At 69.5% G+C, this 20003-nt stretch carries 17 protein-coding genes; 12 read left to right on the forward strand and 5 right to left on the reverse strand.

Annotated features, from left to right (window positions below):
• Positions 1-157: 157 nt before the first annotated feature.
• Positions 158-1525 carry a helix-turn-helix domain-containing protein gene (locus ACIRQH_RS37290; RefSeq protein ID WP_404229565.1) on the reverse strand — a complete coding sequence of 456 codons (1368 nt, stop codon included), beginning with the start codon at positions 1523-1525 and terminating at the stop codon, positions 158-160.
• Positions 1526-1941: 416 nt separating this feature from the next.
• On the opposite strand from ACIRQH_RS37290, the gene ACIRQH_RS37295 reads away from it, so the two are divergent.
• Both ACIRQH_RS37295 and ACIRQH_RS37300 read left to right on the forward strand, forming a co-directional pair.
• Positions 1942-2400 carry a hypothetical protein gene (locus ACIRQH_RS37295; protein WP_404229568.1) on the forward strand — a complete coding sequence of 153 codons (459 nt, stop codon included), beginning with the start codon at positions 1942-1944 and terminating at the stop codon, positions 2398-2400.
• A gap of 1033 nt (positions 2401-3433) precedes the next feature.
• Positions 3434-4225 (forward strand): SAM-dependent methyltransferase, encoded by a 792-nt coding sequence (locus ACIRQH_RS37300; RefSeq protein ID WP_404229570.1) that lies wholly within the window; start codon positions 3434-3436, stop codon positions 4223-4225.
• A gap of 85 nt (positions 4226-4310) precedes the next feature.
• On the opposite strand, the gene ACIRQH_RS37305 is transcribed toward ACIRQH_RS37300, so the two are convergent.
• The 4 genes from ACIRQH_RS37305 to ACIRQH_RS37320 all read right to left on the reverse strand — a co-directional run bounded on the left by ACIRQH_RS37305 (position 4311) and on the right by ACIRQH_RS37320 (position 9065).
• Positions 4311-5525, reverse strand: a complete 1215-nt coding sequence (locus ACIRQH_RS37305) for a helix-turn-helix domain-containing protein (RefSeq protein ID WP_388878638.1) — start codon at positions 5523-5525, stop codon at positions 4311-4313.
• A gap of 221 nt (positions 5526-5746) precedes the next feature.
• Complete coding sequence (locus ACIRQH_RS37310) at positions 5747-6697, reverse strand: hypothetical protein (RefSeq protein WP_404229572.1); 951 nt, start codon at positions 6695-6697, stop codon at positions 5747-5749.
• Between the two features lie 59 nt (positions 6698-6756).
• Positions 6757-8316, reverse strand: coding sequence for a DUF6801 domain-containing protein (locus tag ACIRQH_RS37315; protein WP_404229574.1), 1560 nt, complete (start codon positions 8314-8316; stop codon positions 6757-6759).
• A 116-nt stretch (positions 8317-8432) separates the two neighbouring features.
• On the reverse strand, positions 8433-9065 hold the full coding sequence (locus ACIRQH_RS37320) for a hypothetical protein (RefSeq protein WP_358817700.1): 633 nt from the start codon (positions 9063-9065) through the stop codon (positions 8433-8435).
• 737 nt (positions 9066-9802) lie between these two features.
• Between ACIRQH_RS37320 and ACIRQH_RS37325 the strand changes: the two genes are divergently transcribed.
• The 10 genes from ACIRQH_RS37325 to ACIRQH_RS37370 all read left to right on the forward strand — a co-directional run bounded on the left by ACIRQH_RS37325 (position 9803) and on the right by ACIRQH_RS37370 (position 19954).
• Positions 9803-10813: an ABC transporter ATP-binding protein gene (locus ACIRQH_RS37325; RefSeq protein WP_404229578.1), complete on the forward strand. Its 1011-nt coding sequence runs from the start codon at positions 9803-9805 to the stop codon at positions 10811-10813.
• Between the two features lie 26 nt (positions 10814-10839).
• Complete coding sequence (locus ACIRQH_RS37330; RefSeq protein WP_081224556.1) at positions 10840-11571, forward strand: ABC transporter permease; 732 nt, start codon at positions 10840-10842, stop codon at positions 11569-11571.
• A gap of 6 nt (positions 11572-11577) precedes the next feature.
• Positions 11578-12384 carry an ABC transporter permease gene (locus ACIRQH_RS37335; protein WP_358817698.1) on the forward strand — a complete coding sequence of 269 codons (807 nt, stop codon included), beginning with the start codon at positions 11578-11580 and terminating at the stop codon, positions 12382-12384.
• Between the two features lie 100 nt (positions 12385-12484).
• Complete coding sequence (locus ACIRQH_RS37340; protein WP_404229716.1) at positions 12485-13693, forward strand: MCE family protein; 1209 nt, start codon at positions 12485-12487, stop codon at positions 13691-13693.
• Positions 13690-14748 (forward strand): MCE family protein, encoded by a 1059-nt coding sequence (locus tag ACIRQH_RS37345; RefSeq protein ID WP_404229581.1) that lies wholly within the window; start codon positions 13690-13692, stop codon positions 14746-14748. The genes ACIRQH_RS37340 and ACIRQH_RS37345 overlap by 4 nt, the downstream gene beginning before the upstream one ends.
• A complete protein-coding gene (locus tag ACIRQH_RS37350) occupies positions 14745-15836 on the forward strand; it encodes an MCE family protein (protein ID WP_404229584.1) in 1092 nt (363 codons plus the stop codon). Before ACIRQH_RS37345 ends, ACIRQH_RS37350 begins: the two co-directional genes overlap by 4 nt.
• Positions 15836-16852: an MCE family protein gene (locus tag ACIRQH_RS37355; protein WP_404229587.1), complete on the forward strand. Its 1017-nt coding sequence runs from the start codon at positions 15836-15838 to the stop codon at positions 16850-16852. Before ACIRQH_RS37350 ends, ACIRQH_RS37355 begins: the two co-directional genes overlap by 1 nt.
• 2 nt (positions 16853-16854) lie before the next feature.
• Complete coding sequence (locus ACIRQH_RS37360; RefSeq protein WP_404229719.1) at positions 16855-18105, forward strand: MCE family protein; 1251 nt, start codon at positions 16855-16857, stop codon at positions 18103-18105.
• Positions 18102-19400 (forward strand): MlaD family protein, encoded by a 1299-nt coding sequence (locus ACIRQH_RS37365; RefSeq protein ID WP_358817694.1) that lies wholly within the window; start codon positions 18102-18104, stop codon positions 19398-19400. Before ACIRQH_RS37360 ends, ACIRQH_RS37365 begins: the two co-directional genes overlap by 4 nt.
• Complete coding sequence (locus ACIRQH_RS37370) at positions 19397-19954, forward strand: hypothetical protein (RefSeq protein WP_358817693.1); 558 nt, start codon at positions 19397-19399, stop codon at positions 19952-19954. The genes ACIRQH_RS37365 and ACIRQH_RS37370 overlap by 4 nt, the downstream gene beginning before the upstream one ends.
• Positions 19955-20003: the final 49 nt, after the last annotated feature.

Consider the following 20003-nt stretch of genomic DNA (forward strand, 5'->3'; position numbering starts at 1 on the left):
GCGGCCTTGGTCGGTCGTGTCCGGGACGGTGCGGCAGCTGCCACGTCACGTCCTCCGCAGCGCGCAGGCGCACGGCCGAGTCTGGCCGGGCTCGGCCGACTCCACGACTCCGGATGCTCGCTGAACCCCACCACGACGGGATCGCCGTACCTCACGCTCAGCCTTCGTACGGGACCCAGACACGGCTGCCTGCTTCGTTCGTGCCGTACCAGTAGCGGGGCATTCCCTTGATCCCTGTGGTGCGGAACGGGCTGCCATGGTCGTCGATGCGGATCGTGCCATTACGGCCCTGCGAGGACCAGTCGAGTTCGAGGTACCACCGGGCGTCGTACGTCTGTGTCGTCGCGTCCACCAGGAGCACCTCGGGGTCCTCGGCAGAGACACGGAACGGGAAGTGGACGGCCGGCTCGGCGTATTTGCTGTCGGCGCCGTTCCCCAGGTGAGCGATCGGGCGGTCGACATCGAGGTTCACCGTGAAGCGGCGTGACGTGAGTTCGCTGCCGCAGCCCTGGTCCATCGCGTACGCACTCCCCGCGGCCGGGGTGCCGCGGCTGACGACGCGGACGCGCAGCGCTTTGAGCACCACGGCCGTGGACGAACGTCCTTGCAGCGAGATCTGCACCATCGTCTGTCGCCCGTGCACCGCGCCCTGCGTCGCCGCCCACACTCCGGCGTCCTGCTGTGCCGGCGGTGGAGGCACCTGTGCGGGCGACTTCGTGATGACGTAGTCGTGGCTGCAGCCCATGTCCCAGACCTGGGAGTCGGCGCTCCACGTGAGTGGCGGACGGGGAGTCGGTTTCACGGCCGAGGCTGGGTCGTCGGCCGACGCGGGATCGTCGGCTGCGGACGGAGTGGGTTGCTGGCGGAGGCCAGACGGCTCGGAGGTGGGCGACGGCTTCGGCGAGCGGTCCGGTGCGCTGTGGGAGGTCGTCCGCGGAGCCGCGGAGGGGGAGGCGTCCGTCTCGGATGAACTCCCCTGCGACACCGCGAAGGTGATCCCCAAAGTGGCGAGCGACGCACAGGCAACGGCGCTCGACGCCAGGGCCCGTCGATAGCGGCCCCGAAAGCGCGGAGCAGGTACGGCGGCAGGCTCGTCCGGGTCGGGCTCGTCGCCGAGCTGCTGCGGGCTGGAGCACTTCTCGACGAGCGTCTCGTCCGGGTCCGGGTCCGGGTCCGGGTCCGGGTCCGGTGCCGGTGCCCGTGCCGGTGCCGGTGACGGTGCCGGTGACGGTGACGAGGCCGTCGCTTCGGCCGAAGCAGTCGTAGGCACACGCTGCCGAGCCGCCGCCGCGGACAGCCACAGCCGGTGCAACTCGAGCCGCTCCTCCGCTGTCGCACCGCAGAAGGCCGCGAGCCGTTCCACAGGGGCGAAGTCCTGCGGCACCACCTCGCCCGCGCAATATCTGTGCAGCGTAGAGGTGTTCATGCCGAGACGGCGGGCCAGGGAGGCATAACTCCGGTCCGTACGGTCCTTCAGTCGGCACAGCAGCGCCGCGAATTCCTCGACATCGGCCTGAATCGACACCGTTCCCCCGTCGTCCGCCCGCGATCCGGTATCCCAGGCGCTCGTATACCTGCACGTCAGATGGCCTGGGATGGTTCCACAACAGCCAAAGACGCGGCAGCCGTTGCCCTGGACTCCAGGGACGACCGATGCTTCTGGTGTCGCCCCGACCAGGCCGGACCACCGACCGGCACCGGGCGACGCCCCACACATTCGCCGCACCCATACACGGGGGACACCCATGCCCAAGCGCATCCGAGCCGGCCCGCTCCTCGCAGTCGCCGACACGAGCCGGACATCGGCGCACAGCCGGAACACGCACGGCCCATCGTGAACGACGGGACCAGGCGGCCTCCACAGCACCGGTCGGGCGGCGGCCCGGAATCGGCAACGACAGCACAGCCCGATCAATCGATCATTCGGAACAGGGAGCAGAAATGAACAGCAAGTCGCGCACCGCGCTCACGGCCGGCGTCCTCGCCGTCGCCCTCGGCCTCGGCGCCACCGTCCAGGCCTCCGCCGGGACCGCGCGCAGCGTCAGCGGCAAGCCGTCGGACAACATCACCCGCATCGCCGACTTCTACGGCGCCTACATCGACGCGGTGACCGACGAGGACAGCGGCGACCTCGGGGAAGCTCTGAAGGGCCACTACCTCAGCGCCGCCTTCCAGAAGGAACTGGACGCCTGGGAGGAGAAGAACCACGCCAACGGCGTCCTGCGAGCACAGAACGTGCCGCTCGCCTGGAAGGTCACCGACAACGGCACCGCCGACTACACGGAGGCCGTGATCACCCTCACCTGGGGCGGGTCCACCACGACCAAGCTGGTCGTCGACATGTCCCGCAGCAGCCACAAGATCTTCCACATCGGTGAGAAGGGCTCCGCCAAGAAGTAGCGGCTGGGGCTGCCTTCGGTCGCCGTGGCTCCGCCGTGAAGCCATCCGCCGAGCGGTGCTCGGCTCCGGACCCCGGCCTCTGATCCGGCGTCACTCGACCGAAAGATCAAGCGGCGTGTCCGGCCCGTCACCGGACTGTCCGTGTCCGGACGACGACCGCTCGGGGAGACACCGAGCGGTCGTCGTCCGCCTGACAAAGGCGGCTGCCTCTGCGTCCAAGTGATGGTTTCGGAATGAGGTTCGTAGTCGTCTCAAGCAGATGATTTCGTCGGCGAGTTGGAGGTGTACGAGGTGAACGCGCTTTCCCTTGGGGCGGGTTCGCGGCACCGGGCTCGGGGGCAAGTGATCGATCGAGGTTCTTGTGCCAGGTCGGTCGTTCCCTGAGGAGCAGGAGTCGCCAGCCAACCGCGGGAGCGACGCGCCCCATCGGCCAGAGGTCTGGCTCCAGTCCTGCCCGGCTCGATGAGCGTGCCGGCCGCGACCGCGAGTCGGCCTTCGGCGGAGACCTTCCGAGCGCGGCGGCGGACCATCCGGCCGCCCTGTCGGGCGATGATCGGGGTCGTGGCACAGCAGCACCCGTCCCCGGCGAAGACATCAGCCGGAGCACCCGCGACTGGGTCGAGGGATACGTTCCCGCTCAGATCGGGCCGGGCAGGTCGGCGCACGTCACCGTCGGCTTCGCCGCGCTCGACGACCTCAGCAGCATCGAGGTTGAGCCGTTCGACGCCTTCGACGTCCACCCGGCCGCCGTAGCCGTCTACCAGCTCGGCAACAGCGGAGCCGCCCGTAGGCATCTCAGGACCTGGCCCGTACCCCGCCGATGACCGGGGCCGCCCCGCCCGGCGCGGGCTTGGCCCTATCTGTCGTTCCTGGCCGGATCAGCGCGGCGTGCACAGCGAACGAGCCTCGGACCGCAGTCGCCAACTCCCCTACGGCCTGCGCCCGGTGACATACTCGCAAGGTCCTTTCGGCCTCCCCCGCATGTGCGTACCCGCGGGGGCCGGCCAGCGGTCTAGCCACGCTGGAGTCCCGCATGACGGCACAGCCCTCCGGAAGTCGCGTCGACACGAGCAGGCCACATCCGGCACGCGTCTACGACTGGTTGCTCGGGGGCAAGGACAACTACCCCGTCGACCAGGAGGTCGCCGAGAAGCTGCCGCCGGAGTCGCGTCTCAACGCCCTGCGCAACCGGGCGTTCATGCACCGCGCGGCTGCCTGGCTGGCCGGACAGGGCATCGACCAGTACCTGGACATCGGAACGGGAATCCCCACCGCACCGAATCTGCACCAGATCGTTCAGGACGTCGTGCCGACCGCCCGGATCGCGTACGTCGACAACGATCCCATCGTGCTCCGGCACGCGGAGGCCCTGCTCATCAGCAGCCCCGAGGGAGCCACCGACTACATCGAGGCCGACGTGCGCCGCCCCGGCGCCATCCTCGACCACGCTCGGACGTTCCTGGACTTCAGCCGGCCCGTGGCGCTGTCGATGAACGCCCTGATGCACTTCATCACCGACGAGGAGGAGCCCTACCGCCTCACCCGGACCCTCATCGACGCTCTGCCTTCCGGCAGCTACTTCATGTTCTCCCACGGCACCACCGACGAGCATCCACACCTGGTGCAGTCGGTGACGTCGACGTACCGCAAGGGAGAGATCTCCTTGCGCATGCGGACACGAGCCGAGGTCGAGCCCTTCTTCGACGGTCTGGAACTGGTGGAACCGGGAATCGTGACGGCCACCCACTGGTTCAAGGGAACCCCTCCCCCGGAAGCAGAACTGAGTGGGTTCTACGTCGGCGTCGCCCGCGTGCCGGGTGCGTGACGCGTGCCATCAGCGGTGTGCCCGGTAAGGGGGTAGCCGGCAGTGGCCCATCGGTCGTCACGCCCTCACCCCGACGCGCGTGCTGTCACGCCCCCGTATCCCTGTCGTCCTGCAGATGCAGCGAGCGCAGGGCTGCTTCGAGCGCGAAGCGGTGGTCCGGGTCGGTCAGGCGGTCGCCGAGGCGGGCGTCGAGGCCGCGCAGGCGGTAGCGGACCGTCTGGGCGTGGACCCCGAGCATGTCGCCGACCTGTTCGGCCGGGGCGCGGGTCGAGATGTGGACCCGGAGCGTCTCCACCAGTCGTTCGCGTCGGCTGGCGGGCAGGCCTGCCAGGGGGGCCAGTTCGCGGGCGGCGACCTGGCGAACCAGTGGCGGGTCCGACAGCAGCCAGAGGGTGGTGAGGTGGTCCTCGCAGCGGACGAGGGGGGCGTCGGGGACGATGCCGTCGTCGATGAGCTGGAGGACTCGCCGGGACCAGCGCAGGGAGTCGGCCGCCTGCGCAGTCGGCAGCGTCAGACCGATGACGGCGCGGGTGCCGTCGAGTGCCCGGCCCAGCATGGTCTGGCGTTCTGGGGTCAGCGGCCCCGGGACCAGGAGGTGGGGGTGCGGAGCGTCGATTTCGGTGAGTACGTCGTCGGCGAGGTCGCCTTCGATGCTGTCGGGCGCCGCCGAGCGGAGCGCGATCAGGGTGCACTCGGCCGGCAGGGGCCACGCGGCGGCCTCGCACAGGTCCGTGACCGTGGGCTGAGGCAGTGGGGGCGCGCCAAGAATCAGATGCAGCAACTGCTTTCGCAACATGCCCACTTCGGAGGTGCCGCGGGCCTGAACCTCGCTGTAGCCCTCGCGGGACACCGCGGCCAGCTCCTCCACGTAGGCGAAGAGGGCGTCGGCGAACGCGAGGATGAGGGTGGGCGAGAGGCTGTACTGGCGGCCCACCGACTGCGCGCGCCGCAGGGCGATGCGGGCTCCCAGCCGGTAGGCCCCCTGGAGGGACTCCAGGTCGCGCCCTTCGTACGCCTCCACGCGGCCGAACCTGCGCAGCAGTGTGTCACGGAGCGTGGAAGGTTTGTCGGGTTCGGCGACCCGGTCGACGAAGGCGGTGATGGCCTGTTCGACGCCCTGCCGGATGGTGTCCGCGTCCGGTCCGTCGAGGAGGCGGCCGTATACGGGATAGGCACGGGTGACCTCGGCCCGGATCTCCTTGACGAGACTGGGTAACTCCGGTCGCATCAAGGCGGCGAACCCGATGGGCAGGGGATCGAGCGGCTCACCGACTTCCGGTGTACGCGCGGGTGAAGGCATCCGGGGTCCCTCGCTCTTCTTGTGCCCAGGGGAGCTCGCCGGCACGGACACCGAGGCCCCGAAAGGGCTTTCGGTGTCCGGGCGCGGACGACGGGCGCATGACGTCCTTGGCAGCTGAAAGTAATTCAACTTCCTCAGTGCGTACACACTTTGGGCACAGATTGGTCTGCCGAGGCGACTGTGTGTTGTTGGGGTGGCTGAGAACAGTCGCCTCGCGGCCATTACTTGACGGCGCTGTGCCAGTTCTTCGCGAGCTCCTTGCCCGCGTCCGGTGCGACGGTTCCCGGGGCGCCGAGACCGGCCAGGGACGTGGATGCGCTGTTGAGTGTCAGGCTGTTCTTGCCCGCGGCCGAGGGCAGGCCCGTCTTCAGGTTCACCGCGGCGTCGATCAGACCGAGCAGGCCGAGTCCGCAGCCGCTGGCGCCCGGAACGGCGAAGGTGCTGTCCTTCTGTGTGGCGCCCGCGAGGTTGACGCGGCTCATCGCGCCCTCGTCGTTCAGGTTGCCGGCCCCGTCGAAGAAGGTGAGCCCGAAGTCGGGGTAGTTGACGTTGCTCGGGCGGAGCACGACCGGCTTGGACGACGTACCGATGTAGCACTTGCTGCCGAGGAAGGGGTTCTCCAGGTGGATGCGGACGGGGATCGAGACGATGGGCAGGTCGGTCAGGGCGCCGGCGCTCTGGTCGAAGGTCGAAGGCGCACCGACGGATTCCACGGTTGCCGTGATCTTGTTGAGGCTCACGTTGGTGATCTGGTTGCAGATCGCGGTGATCGCGGGCACGTTGCTCGGGCACATCAGGCCGATCAGGCCGCCCGGCACGGTGGCGGAGTCGGCGATGAGGGCGCCGCCGGACGGTGCCACCACGGTGCTGCTGCCGTCGGAGTTCTGGATGACACCTATCTGGAGGTCGGTGCGGCCCGTGGTCACCGTGGTGTTGCCCAGCTTGATCGAGCCGCTGGCGGAGGATGACGCCACGCACTGCGGGGTCCGCTCCAGGCCGTCTGCGGCGACCATGGCGGGGGCGTCGACGGGACACCTGGTGAACGGGGCCCATTCGCCGTTCAGCTGAGCGGTGGCCGCGGTGGCCGTGCCGATCGAGGCGAAGGCGCCGACGGCGGTGGTCAGCGCGGTGGCGACGGTGGCGGATCTGGCCGAAAAGCGCAGGCGGGTCATGAGGTGCCTTTCGTGACGGAAGGGGAGGTGCGGGCGCTGTCGAACGGTTCGGGTGCGTTTCAGCGTTCGGGTACGGGGACCTTGAGGGGCTGGCGGTCCTCGGTGCATTCGTCGGGGTTGGGCACCTCGGCGGCGGCGTAGCAGGTCTGGCCCTGCATCTGCTTGATGTAGTTGCCGGATCCGGATACGGCGGCGGTGAACAGGCGGTCCAGGTTCTCGCCCGCGTTGTCGCAGCCGTGGAAGGCGGGGATGGTGACCTCCCCGGTCAGCGGTCCGCCGGAGAGCAGCTGGTAGCCGGTCGCCGGCTCTCCGGAGACCTGCTCTCCCCGGCCGTGCAGGACGAGGTGGTCTCCGGGGAACTTGGCGCTGTCGGGCTCGGGCGACTTCAGCGGGCCGCTGGTGCGGCACGTGGGGCCGACGTTCAGCGGTGTTCCGTCGACCTCCAGTTTGGTCACCCGCAGGACGAGCGGCACCCGGATGTAGGTGTCGGTGCTGGTGAATACGAAGTCGGTGGCGCCGAGCGAGTCGGCCGTCAGGGGGCCGGCCTGCTCCAGCACCATCGTCGCCTTGGCGGGCATGAAGCGGAAGGTCAGCAAGGTCGCCGTGAACGGCGTGCTCTCCTTGCGGCCGTTGTTGTACAGGTCGCCGGTGGAGTGCTGGCGGATGACGCCGCCACTCCAGTCCGGGTACGGCTCGAACTCGGGCGCTCCCTGTTCGAGCAGGGTGCAGAACGGCGGGATGAGCGCCGCGGCGTTCTGCTTGCGCACGTTGGCGTACCCGGCGACATAACTGTTCAGGGACATCGGACCGATCGGGTAGCCGGCATCGTACTTGCACGGTGGCGCCGCCGGACGGGCGTCGGCCTGAACGGACGGACGGCCCGCGACCTTCGGGGCACGCTTGTCCTGGCTGCCAGAAGTCGTCTCGTCCTCCTCGCCCGGTGTGCCGGACGGGGAGGCGGAGGGCGAGGCGGTCGGTGAGCCGTCCGGTGCGCCCGTGCCGGTGCCGACCGTGACGGTGGCCAGCAGAGCGGTGGCGTCCTTGGCGGGCGTGCACTCCAGGGTCGTTGACTGCGGGTCGGTGTCGGGCGTCGCCGCGGTCAGCGCCAGGTCCACGCCGAGAGCCCCGGCGGTGAAGGTCAGGTCGCCGCCGTCCTGACCGGTGACGGTGGGGACGGCCCCCGTGGTCTTCAGCGTCAGCGGCCCGGTCGCCGGGACCGGTTGGGGGTTCGCGGAGCCGCGCCAGAGGGCTTGTGCGGTGGAATCGCCCTGCGCCACGTCCACCGCGAGCCGGGTGCCGGCCGTGACGGTGGTCGACTCCTTCGCGGTGAGTTTGTGCACCGCTTCCTCGGACAGTTCGACGGAGGTCTCCACGTCGGCCGCCTGGATGGCCTGTCCCACCTCGACCCGGTCGGGCAGCGACGCGGAGACGCGCACGGTCGCGCCCACCGCTCCGGACGGCAGGGTGCAGGAGTAGGGCAGCGAGGCGTCGACCGTCTGGTCGGCGGCGACGACGGCTCCGGCGGGCACCATGGCGGCGAGGACGACGAACGCGGCGATCGTGGCGTTGCGGCCACGGGTGCTCTGCCGGGTGGCCCCCACCGTCAGGTGCAGTCTCATCTTTGCGGCTCCGCTCGTTCGGATCAGGGGTGTGCGGTGGTACGGACTCGGGCGCGCTGACGACCCGGATGCGCCCGACCGGTGGTCCGGCCGGGCGCATCCGAGCACGGGACGACCTACGGGTTGGAACCCTTGATGGTCGGGATGGTGGTCGTGTTCTTGACCTTCACGGCGTAGTTGCCCTTGAAGGTGGGCTTGGTCGAGGTGGTGACGACCGTGCCGCAGCCGGTCGCCGTGGTGACCGTCAGCTCACCGGAGACACTGTTGACCGCGAGGATGCCGGTCGAGTTGGTGTAGGTGGCGGTCGCCTTGCCGACGACCTTGAACACGCAGGCGCCGACGGTGATGGTCGCGTTCACGTTGCCGATGTAGCCCTTGGTCACGCCGGTCGCGGCGGTGTAGTCCTGGGCGACGACGGTCCACGGGGTGGTGGCCACGGTCGTCACGTTGCCGAGGACGCTGGTGCAGGGCGCGGCGCTGGTGCCGAAGTTGATGGCGGAGATGCTGGCGACCGTCGCGGGGTTGCCGGTGGCGCTCGCCATCGTGCCGGAGGCGGAGGACGTCGTACACGTCATCGGGATGTTGGCCGTCAGCACGATGTTGCCGCTGTTGGTGGCCGTGAAGCTGGACGGCGTCGGGTTGACGGTCCAGACGGTGGACGGCACGGCCGACGACGGACCGATGGCCAGGCCGAAGGCAGCAGCAGCCGCACCCGCGATGACTGCGGTTCTCTTGAGGGACTTCTTCATAACTCTCGGACGCTCCTTGTGGATTGACCGGCAGAGGGTGCACATCGCCCGCCAATAATTTACGGGCTTCTGGCTCCCGCGGCTCTGGATTCCTCGACCGCGCTCCGACGTTACTTGCGGGAAACATGGCTGAACAATGGCGCAGACCATGATTCTTTCGGCTCTTTCCTGGACTGTTTCCCAGGTGAGCGGTCCAGTGTCGGCGTTAGTCATCCGATGCCAAATCCGCGCAGCATCCCCATGGCTGGCCGGGCGACCTCGCAGTACACCTTTCGCACGCCGGTCCGGGTACGCCCGAACCTCCGGCTTGCGCACCGATTGATAAAGTGGCGAACCGCTTTTGTCTCCTGACGCACACAACAGGTTTGGCCGAAGCCTGTCGTTCGAAAAACTCGGCAACTGGTATTGCCCGGCCAGGTTACTGAGCCGTAATGTTCCGGTGCGCAGCTGCGGTCCAGGTCGGCGCCCCTGCCGGCCGGACTCACGACGGGCGGTTTCAGCCTCACCCTCCTTCGAGGCCGGATCCCCCGTCAGCAGGGCCTCGTACAGCCGACCCCCCGGAGGTACGAGGCCCTGCTATCTCCACGGAGACAAGATCCGATCCGGTTTTTGTCTTCGCGGTGACAAAGTCCGGGAGCACCCCGGAGAGCGGGTTCCCTACCCATTGTCAACGAACGACAGAACCACCTAGCGTGCGCCACACGGTGCACACGCAACCCGCGCCTGCTGGAGGTGAAATGGGCATCGAAGTCGTGGTCGAGGGACTGACCAAGTCATTCGGCCGGCAGAACATCTGGCAGGACGTGACACTGACTTTGCCGGCCGGAGAAGTAAGTGTCATGCTCGGTCCGTCCGGCACCGGAAAGACTGTTTTCCTGAAGTCGCTCATAGGGCTGCTCAAACCCGATAGGGGACGCGTCCTCATCGACGGAGTGGACATGGCGAACAGTCGGGAACACGAGATTTACGAGACCCGGAAAATGTTCGGGCTCATGTTCCAGGACGGCGCTCTGTTCGGCTCCATGTCGTTGTTCGACAACATTGCTTTTCCGCTGCGCGAACACACGCGCAAGAAGGAGTCGGAGATCCGCCGCATCGTCATGGAGCGGATCGAGGTGGTCGGCCTGCTGGGCGCCGAGGGCAAGTTGCCCGGCGAGATCAGCGGGGGCATGCGCAAGCGGGCGGGGCTCGCCCGTGCGCTGGTGCTCGACCCGCAGATCATCCTGTGCGACGAGCCGGACTCCGGCCTGGACCCCGTCCGCACCGCGTATCTGTCGCAGCTGCTCATCGACCTGAACGCGCAGATCGACGCGACGATGCTGATCGTCACCCACAACCTCGACATCGCCGCGACCGTGCCCGACAACATGGGCATGCTCTTCCGGCGCGAGCTGGTCACGTTCGGCCCCCGCGAGGTGCTGCTGACCAGCGAGGAGCCCGTGGTGGCTCAGTTCCTGCGCGGGCGCCGCGAGGGCCCGATCGGCATGTCCGAGGAGAAGGACGCCGCAACCCTCGCCGCCGAGGCCGCCGCGCCCCGCCACCCCGAGCAACCCCGGGAGATCGTGCCCCAGTTGGAGCCCTCCCCCGGTCTCCCCCAGCGACGAGCCGTCGCCCGGCGGCGCGAGCGGGTGCTGGGCATGCTGGACCGGCTGCCGCCGGCCGCCCGGGCCGCCATCGAGCGCACCTACGCGACGAGCGGCCCCCACGCTCCCACCGTGCCGATCCCCGTCTCGGGGAGCGGCGCGTGAACGCTGCACTGCGCCAGACCGGACTGATGTTCGCGCTGGCCGCCGAAGTGTGCCGGGCCGCGTTCCGACGCCCGTTCCAGTTCCGGGAGTTCGTCGAGCAGTTCTGGTTCGTCGCGAGCGTCACCATCCTCCCCTCCGCACTGGTCGCCATCCCGTTCGGCGCCGTGATCGCCCTCCAGGTCGGCTCGCTGACCGAGCAGCTCGGCGCCCAGTCCTTCACCGGCGGCGCCAGCGTGCTGGCCGTCGTCCAGCAGGCCAGTCCGCTGATCGTCGCCCTGCTCATCGCCGGCGCGGGCGGCTCCGCGATCTGCGCCGACCTCGGCTCGCGCAAGATCCGCGAGGAGCTCGACGCGATGGAAGTGATGGGCGTCTCGCCCGTCCAGCGGCTGGTCGTCCCCCGCGTGCTCGCCACGATGGGAGTGGCCGTACTGCTCAACGGGCTGGTCTCGGTGGTCGGCACACTCGGCGGCTACTTCTTCAACATCGTCCTGCAGGACGGCACACCCGGCGCCTACCTCTCCAGCTTCTCCGCGCTGGCCCAGCTGCCCGACCTGTACATCAGCGAACTCAAGGCCCTCATCTTCGGATTCATCGCCGGGATCGTCGCCGCCCAGCGGGGCCTGAACCCGCGCGGCGGCCCGAAGGGCGTCGGCGACGCCGTGAACCAGTCGGTGGTCATCACCTTCATGCTCCTCTTCTTCGTGAACATGGTGCTGACGGGCCTGTATCTGCAGATCGTCCCCCCGAAGGGAGGCTGAGCGCCCGTGACCTCCCCGCTCGTCTGGCTCGACCGCTCCGGCGACCAACTCGTCTTCTACGCCAAGACCTTGCTGTGGATCCCGCGCACCCTGCGCCGGTACCTCAAGGAAGTGCTCCGGCTGCTCGCCGAGGTGGCCTTCGGCTCCGGCGGACTCGGTGTCATCGGCGGCACCGTCGGCGTGATGGTCGCGATGACCGCGTTCACCGGCACCGTCGTCGGCCTCCAGGGCTACGCCGCCCTGGACCAGATCGGCACCGCGGCGTTCACCGGGTTCGTCTCCGCGTACTTCAACACCCGTGAGATCGCGCCCCTGGTGGCGGGACTGGCCCTGTCCGCCACGGTCGGCGCGGGCTTCACGGCCCAGCTCGGCGCTATGCGCATCAACGAAGAGGTCGACGCACTGGAGGGCATGGGCATCCGCTCCAAGCCCTACCTGGTCAGCACCCGTGTCATCGCCGGCGTGATCGCCATCATCCCGCTGTACGCCGTCGGGCTGCTCACCTCCTACCTGGCCTCCCGGTACGTCACCGTGCTCTTCAACGGACAGTCCCGGGGCACGTACGACCACTACTTCAACCTATTCCTCTCCCCCACGGACGTCCTGCTGTCGGTCCTGAAGGTGCTGCTGTTCAGCGTGATGGTGATCCTCGCCCACTGCTACTACGGCTACCGGGCCGCAGGCGGACCCGCAGGAGTCGGCGTCGCCGTCGGACGGTCGGTGCGCCACGCCATCGTGCTGATCAGCGTGACCGACTTCTTCCTGTCGCTGGCCCTGTGGGGCGCCACCACGACCGTGAAGGTGGCGGGCTGAGATGAGCGCGGTTCTGCTCCCCGAGGAGCGACGCCGGACCCCGCAGCCGCCCAAGCGGCGCCGAGGAACCTCGCCCACCGCGCTGCGGCGTTCGGCCGGTCTGGCCTTCCCGCTGGTGACCGCCCTGCTGATCTACGGCACGATCGCCGTCTACGACAAGAAGTTCGTGGACTCCGACCCGATCACGGTGGAGACCGGCAGCGTCGGCAACGAGATGCACCGGGGCGCCGAGGTGAAACTGCGCGGCGTGGTCGTGGGCGAGGTCCGCGGTATCAGCTCCGCCGGGAACGGCGCCCGGCTCAGCATCGCCCTGCGCCCGGGCGTCCTGCACGACATCCCCTCCGACGTGCGCGCGCAGATGCTGCCGACCACCCTGTTCGGCGAACGCTACGTCGCCCTCGTACCCCCGGCCGCACCGTCCCCGACGGCGCTGGCCAAGGGCGCCGTCATCCGCCAAGACCACTCGGCCAGCGCCGTCGAGCTCCAGCAGGTGCTCGACGACGTCCTGCCGATGCTCACCGCTGTACGGCCGGCCGAGCTGTCGCAGACCCTGTCGGCCGTCTCCCAGGCCCTGGAGGGACGCGGCGAGAAGCTCGGCGCCACGCTCAGCAAGCTCGACCGGCACCTGGCCCGCTTCAATCCCCAACTTCCCGCCCTCAACAGGGATCTCAAGGAACTCGTGAAAGTGAGCCACGTGTACGCCGACGCGGCGCCCGACATCCTCACGGCGCTCACCGACTTCACCACCACCACCGGAACGCTCGCCGAGAAGGAGGGCGACCTGTCGCGGACCTTCGGCGCGACGACACGCACCGCCGAGGACGTGACGAGCTTCCTGCGGCAGAACAAGGACAACATCATCCGGCTCTCCGCGACGTCACGGCCCACACTGCGGCTGCTGGCCGAGTACTCCTCGGAGTTCCCCTGCACACTGCGCACGCTCGCCGAGTTCGTGCCCGAGATGGACAAGGCACTCGGCAAGGGCACCGACCGTCCGGGACTCCACGTGGACGTGACCGGCGAGACGAGCCGCGGCGCGTACACGGCGGGCCACGACACGCCGGTGTACAACTCCGGCGGCGGTCCGAAGTGCTACCCGGTGCCGTATCTGGGCACGGGTGCCCGCCCCGCCGCCACCGTGTCCGCAGACGTCGAGCAGGATCTCGGCCCGGCCAACTCCCCGCAGGAGAACGCGCTGGTGAACGAGTTGATCGCGCCGGCCGCCGGGAAGCGGGCCGACGACCTGCCCGACTGGAGCAGCCTGCTGGTCGGCCCTGCGCTGCGCGGGACGGATGTGACGTTGAAGTGACCCCCTCCTCCGACGCGCACATCCGACGCCGCCCCCTGACCGGGCCGCTGCTGAAGTCGCTGATCTTCATCGTGGTCACCGCGCTGGCCACCACGATCCTCGGGTACAGCGTCGCCGGTACCGGCGTCGGCGCCTCGGGCCGTACGTACCGGGCGCTGTTCAGCGACGTCACCGGACTCGTCGACGGCGACAGCGTCCGCATCGCCGGCGTCAAGGTGGGCGAGGTCACCGGCGTCCACGTCGTCGACCGCCGCACCGCGCAGGTCACGTTCACGGTGAGCGAGGAGCGGACGCTGCCCCGCTCGACGACCGCGGCGGTGAAGTACCTCAACATGGTCGGCCAGCGCTACCTGTCCCTCGACCGCGGCACGGGCGGCCTGTCCGGGACACTCGCGGCGAACTCGACGATCCCGCTGGACCGCACCACGCCCGCGCTCGACCTGACCCTGCTCTTCAACGGGTTCAAGCCGCTGTTCGAGGGGCTGTCCCCGAAGGACGTCAACGAGCTGGCCGGATCCATCGTCCAGGTGCTCCAGGGCGAGGGCGGCACCGTCGACAGCCTCATGCGGCACGTCGGGTCCCTCAGCAGCACCGTCGCCGCCAAGGACAAGGTGATCGGCGCGGTCGTCACCAACCTGAACACCGTCCTGAAGACCCTCAACGACCGTGAGGACTCCTTCGACGACCTCGTCGTCACCCTCAAGGAACTCGTCTCCGGCTTCAACGACGACCGCAAGCCGCTGGGCCGGGCCGTCACCGCCGTGGGATCACTGACCACCGTCACCGCCGATCTGCTGCAGGACGGCCGCGCGCCCCTCAAGCAGGACATCAGGCAACTGGGCCGGCTCTCGGACAACCTCGCCGACGGCACCCCGCAGATCGAGGACTTCCTCGACCGGACCCCGGCGAAGCTGACCACGCTGTCCCGCCTGGCGTCGTACGGGTCCTGGTTCAACCTCTATCTGTGCGAGGCGAAGGTGACCGGCGTGCGGACCTCCGACGGCTCGAAGCCGCCCACCGGGATCTCCGTCACGGAATCGAGGTGCGGCGCATGACAGCACCCGTGCAAGGCCGTCGGCCCGCGCGACGCGCGCCGAGGATCAAGCCCGTGAAGGAACGCAACCCGGTGGCCGTGGCCCTCGTCGGCCTGTCGGCGCTGGCCGTCGTCGGTCTCCTCGCCTACAACGTGCAGGCACTGCCGTTCATCGGTTCCGGCACCACGTACAGCGCCGACTTCAGCGAGGCGGCCGGGCTCAAGGACGGTGACGAGGTGCGGATCGCCGGTGTGAAGGTCGGCGAGGTCTCCGGCGTCTCGCTCGACGGCGCGAAGGTGAAGGTGACCTTCGCGGTGAAGGACGCGTGGATCGGGGACCGCACGACCGCCGCCATCGCGATCAAGACGCTGCTGGGCGACAAGTACGTGGCCCTCGACCCGCTCGGCGGGGCGCGCCAGAGCCCCGGCGTGCGGATCCCACTGTCCCGCACCACCTCCCCGTACGACGTCACCGAGGCGTTCCAGGATCTCGGCGGAACCATCGACGACATCGACACGAAGCAGCTCGCAGCGAGTTTCGAGACGATCTCGCAGACGTTCGCCGACTCGCCCGCGCACGTCCGCAGCGCCGCGACCGGCCTGTCGGCGCTGTCGAAGACGGTGTCCAAGCGGGACCAGAAGCTGGCGGAGCTGCTCAAGGGGAGCAACAAGTTCACGAAGACGCTCAAGGACCAGAGGTCGAGCTTCGAGACACTCATCGACGACGGCGGCCCGCTGCTGGGCGAACTGACCGACCGGCGCGACGCCATCAAGGCGCTGTTGACCGGCAGCCGCAAGCTCGGCGAGGAGCTGAGCGGTCTCGTCGAGGACAACGACAAGCAGCTCGGCCCCACGCTCAAGGCGCTGAGCCGGGTGACCGGAGTGCTGGAGGCCAACAACGACCAGCTCGACAAGACCCTGGCTCTTGTCGGCCCCTACTACCGGCTGGTCGGGAACACGCTGGGCAGCGGGCACTGGTTCGACAGCTACCTGTGCGGGGTCGTCCCGCCGGAATACCTCCCGGAGGCGTCCCGGCCGAAGTCGGGCTGCGTGCCGCCCCGGATGACGGGCGCCGGGCAGTCGGCCGCGTCCGCGGAAGGCGGTCGGTGATGAGCAGGCGCAGAACACTCATCGCGGCGGGGGCAGCTCTGGTGGTGCTGGCCGGCGGCATCACGGCCACCGCGCTGGCCGACGACTCGGACGGCATCCGGCTGACCGCCTACTTCGACCGGGCCGTCGGTGTGTACGCCGGTTCGGACCTGCGCATTCTGGGGGTCCGCGTGGGCGAGGTGGAGTCCGTGCATCCGCAGGGCACCACGGTCCGGGTGCGGCTCGTGCTCGACGAGGGCATCCATCTGCCCGTGGATGCGCGGGCCGTCGTCGTCGCGCCCAGTGTCGTCGCCGACCGGTACATCCAACTGGCCCCGGCCTACAGCTCCGGGCCCCGCCTCGGTGACGGCGCCGTGCTCAGCGCGGCACGCAACCGCACCCCGATGGAGATCGACCAGCTCTATGACCAGATCACCGAGCTGAGCAAGACACTCGGGCCGGACGGTGTGAACTCGGACGGGGCCCTGAACAGACTGCTGGCCACCGGCGCCGCCAATCTGAACGGCAACGGCGCGGCGATCGGCGACACCGTCGAGCAGTTCGGCAAGGCGGCCAAGACCCTGGACGGCAGCAGCGACGACCTGTTCACCACGCTCAGCCAGCTCCAGTCCTTCACGTCCATACTCAAGAAGAAGGACACCGGCGTCCGCACCGCCCAGGAACGTCTGGACGAGATCGTCGGCTTCTTCGCCGACAACAAGGACGACCTGTCCGGCGCGCTGAAGGAACTCGGCATCGCGCTCAGCCAGGTCAAGACCTTCATCGAGGACAACCGGGGCGAGCTGAAGAAGAACGTGGACAAGCTCGTGCCGATCACTCAGACGCTCGTCAGGCAACGGGCGTCCCTGGCCGAGGCCCTGGACGTCGCGCCGCTCGCCGCGGACAACGTGGTGGGCGCCTACGACCCGGACACGCGCCGGCTCAACGGGCGCGCCGACCTCAACGAGATCAGCGTCCTGCCGCTGCCGGTCGCCGGTGACGGCGCGGCATCGACCTCGGCGGGGGGAGCCGGCTGATGATGCGCAGAAAAGAGCGGGAGGGTTCGGCGGAAGTCAGCCGCGGCGCGACCAGCACCGGTGTGGCCATCGGTTCCAGCGTGCGTGGCCTCATCGCCGTCGGCATCGGCCTCGTCCTGACGGTGGGGGCCGCGGTGGTGGTGCTGCCCGGCTTCGACGGTATCGAGGACGTGCCGCTGCCCGGCGGCGCCGACCTGGGCCCGCACCCGTACCGCGTCACCGCGAACCTGGACGACGTGCTGAGCCTGGTGCCGCAGGCCGCGGTGAAGGTCGACGACGTCGCCGTAGGGCGTGTCACCCGCATCCAGCTGAACGCGAACTGGTCGGCGCGCGTCACCCTGGAGATCAACGGGTCGGTGCGCCTGCCGGCGACCGCCGGTGCCCGGCTGGAGCAGTCCAGTCTGCTCGGCGAGAAGTACATCCAGCTCGTGGCGCCGTCGACGTCCAGCGGTGCGGGGCGGCTCGCCGACGGCAGTGTCATCCCCGTCTCCCGGACCAACCGCAACACCGAGGTCGAGGAGGTGTTCGGGGCTCTGTCCCTGCTGCTCAACGGCGGTGGCATCAACCAGCTGAAGACCATCACGACCGAGCTGAACTCCGCCCTCGGGGGTCGTGAACCCCAGATCCGGTCGACGTTGAAGCGGGTCGACACGCTCGTCACCGATCTGGACAAGCACCGCGGCGACATCACCGGCGCACTCGACGGGGTCAACCGGCTGGCGTCCACTCTGGCCGCGCGCAAGGAGGACGTCAGCACCGTACTGAGCGACCTCTCCCCGGGCCTCAAGACGCTGGAGGACCAGCGCGGCTCCCTGCTGACCATGCTGCGCTCGCTCGACACGCTGTCCGGCACCGCCGTCTCCACCGTCAACGCGAGCAAGGACGACATGATCGCCGATCTCAAGGCCATCGCCCCCAGCCTCAAGGCACTGGCCGACGCGGGGACCGATCTGCCCGACTCACTCCAGGTCCTGCTGACGTACCCGTTCACCGACGAGGTGATCAGCGGGGTGAAGGGCGACTACCTGAACGTCTACCTGACGATGGCCGCACCCCAGGGCACGGTGATCACCCCTCCGCTGATCCCGGCGCAGTCGTCGCCCTCGCCCACCCCGTCCCCCACGGCCGACCCGCCCGACGCGTCGTCCGAGCGTTCGGCGCGCAAGGCGTCGTCGTTGCCGCTGCCGTCGGTCACCACCGTGAAGCCGGGCGCCGCCGGGCCCGCGGCGACCACCGGAGGTGAGGACCGGTGATCACCCGGGCCGTCTGGCTCAAGAACGTCGCCTTTCTCGCGCTGTCGGTCACCGTGCTGGGGTTCCTGGGCATCCGGTACGCCGATCTCGGCCGGTACGTCGGGGCCGCCGACTACTACACGGTGGACGTCGAGCTCCCGGCGACGGGCGGCCTGTTCACGCACTCCGACGTCACCTACCGGGGTGTGTCGGTGGGCAGGGTCGGGCCGTTGAAGCTGACCGATGACGGAGTGGTGGCCCAGCTGCACATCAAGAAGTCCGCGCCCCGGATCCCCTCCGACACCAAGGCCGTCGTGGCAAGCCTGTCGGCGGTCGGCGAGCAGTACATCGATCTGCGGCCGGCCGCCGACGACGGCCCCTACCTCGTGGACGGCTCCCACGTGGACCGCGCGGACACCCAGGTTCCGGCCCCGGTCACGGACGTCCTCACCAGCGTCGACGGCCTCGTCACGTCGGTGCCGCTGGACGATCTGAGGACGGTGGTGGACGAGTTCGGCAAGGCGTTCGAGGGGCGGGGCGACGATCTGCAGGTGCTGCTGGACAGCAGTTCGTCGTTCGTCGACGCCGCCGACGACGCGCTGCCCGCCACGACGCGGCTGATCACGGATTCGGAGACGGTCCTGCGGACCCAGGCCGAAGAGGGCGACGCGATCCGGGACTTCGGGTCGGGGGCGGTCGAACTGGCCCGCGCCCTGCAGGGTTCGGACAGCGACCTGCGTCGGCTGCTGGCGACCGCTCCGGACGCCACGGCCCAGGTCAGCGGACTGCTGCGGGACGTCGATCCGAGCCTCGGCGTGGTCCTGGCGAACCTCCTGACCACCTCGGAGGTCGCCGTCACACGGCAGCGCGGTGTCGAGGAACTCCTGGTGAAGTACCCGGCAGCCGTCTCGGCCGGCGCGACGGCCGTCGACGGGGGAAAGGTCAACCTCGGTCTGGCGCTGACCTTCTTCGAGCCGCTGCCCTGCACCGAGGGCTACGGCGCCACCCGCTACCGCAACGGGCTCGATCTGGGGACGGCACCAGCGCTGAACACCGGTGCCTCCTGTACCGCGTCCCCGTCGAGCGGCATGAACGTCCGTGGCTCGGCGAACGCTCCGAGCGGGGGCGGCGTACCGACACCGGCCCGTCCCGGTTCGCTGCCTTCGGGGTCCTCGTCGGCCTCGGGAGCGGCTCAGGGCACCTCGCGGAAGACCTCCGCCGCACTGCCGGGCGCTCTGGCCCTGCCCGACGCGGGTGGCACCTCACCGACCGGTATGGCCGGGCTGCTGGGTCTCGACGCGGGGAGCGACCGATGAGGCGGGCGAACGTGCTGACCGGCATGGGGCTGGCCCTGGCGCTCGGCTTCTGCGCCACGGGAGCGTGGACGTACGCGCAGGCCCGGAGCGATGACCAGCTCGCCTACGGACAGGCTCGGGACGCGGCGCTCGACGACGGGCGGCATGCGCTGGCCGTCCTCAACACGCTCGACGCGTCGACGCAGAAGCGTGCCGAGGTCGGCGTACGGGCGTGGCGGACCGTCGCCACGGGGCCCTTGCGCGACGAGTTGGGCAGCACCCGGCCGCGGACGGGGCCGTCGGCGCGCGGCGCCGTCACGGAGGCCGCCGTCACGGCGCTCGACACCCGGGCGGGCACGGCGAAGCTGATCGCGACGGTACGGGTCGACGTCACGCCCGTCGGGTCGAAGACAGCCACTCCGGAGCGCAAGCGGCTGGAGGCCGTCCTGGCACGTGACGGCGACGGGCAGTGGCGCGTGCGGGCCCTCAGCGCGGTCCCGCAGGCGGACGGCGGCACGAGCACGTCGCCTTCGCCTTCGCCTTCGCCTTCGCCGAGCAAGGGGGCCACCTCGTGAACCGGCTGTGGGGCGGGACGCGGACCTCCTCGCGCGAGCACACCGAGGA

Origin of the sequence: Streptomyces sp. NPDC102279, from assembly GCF_044766365.1 — a bacterium.
Taxonomy (GTDB): Bacteria; Actinomycetota; Actinomycetes; order Streptomycetales; family Streptomycetaceae; genus Streptomyces.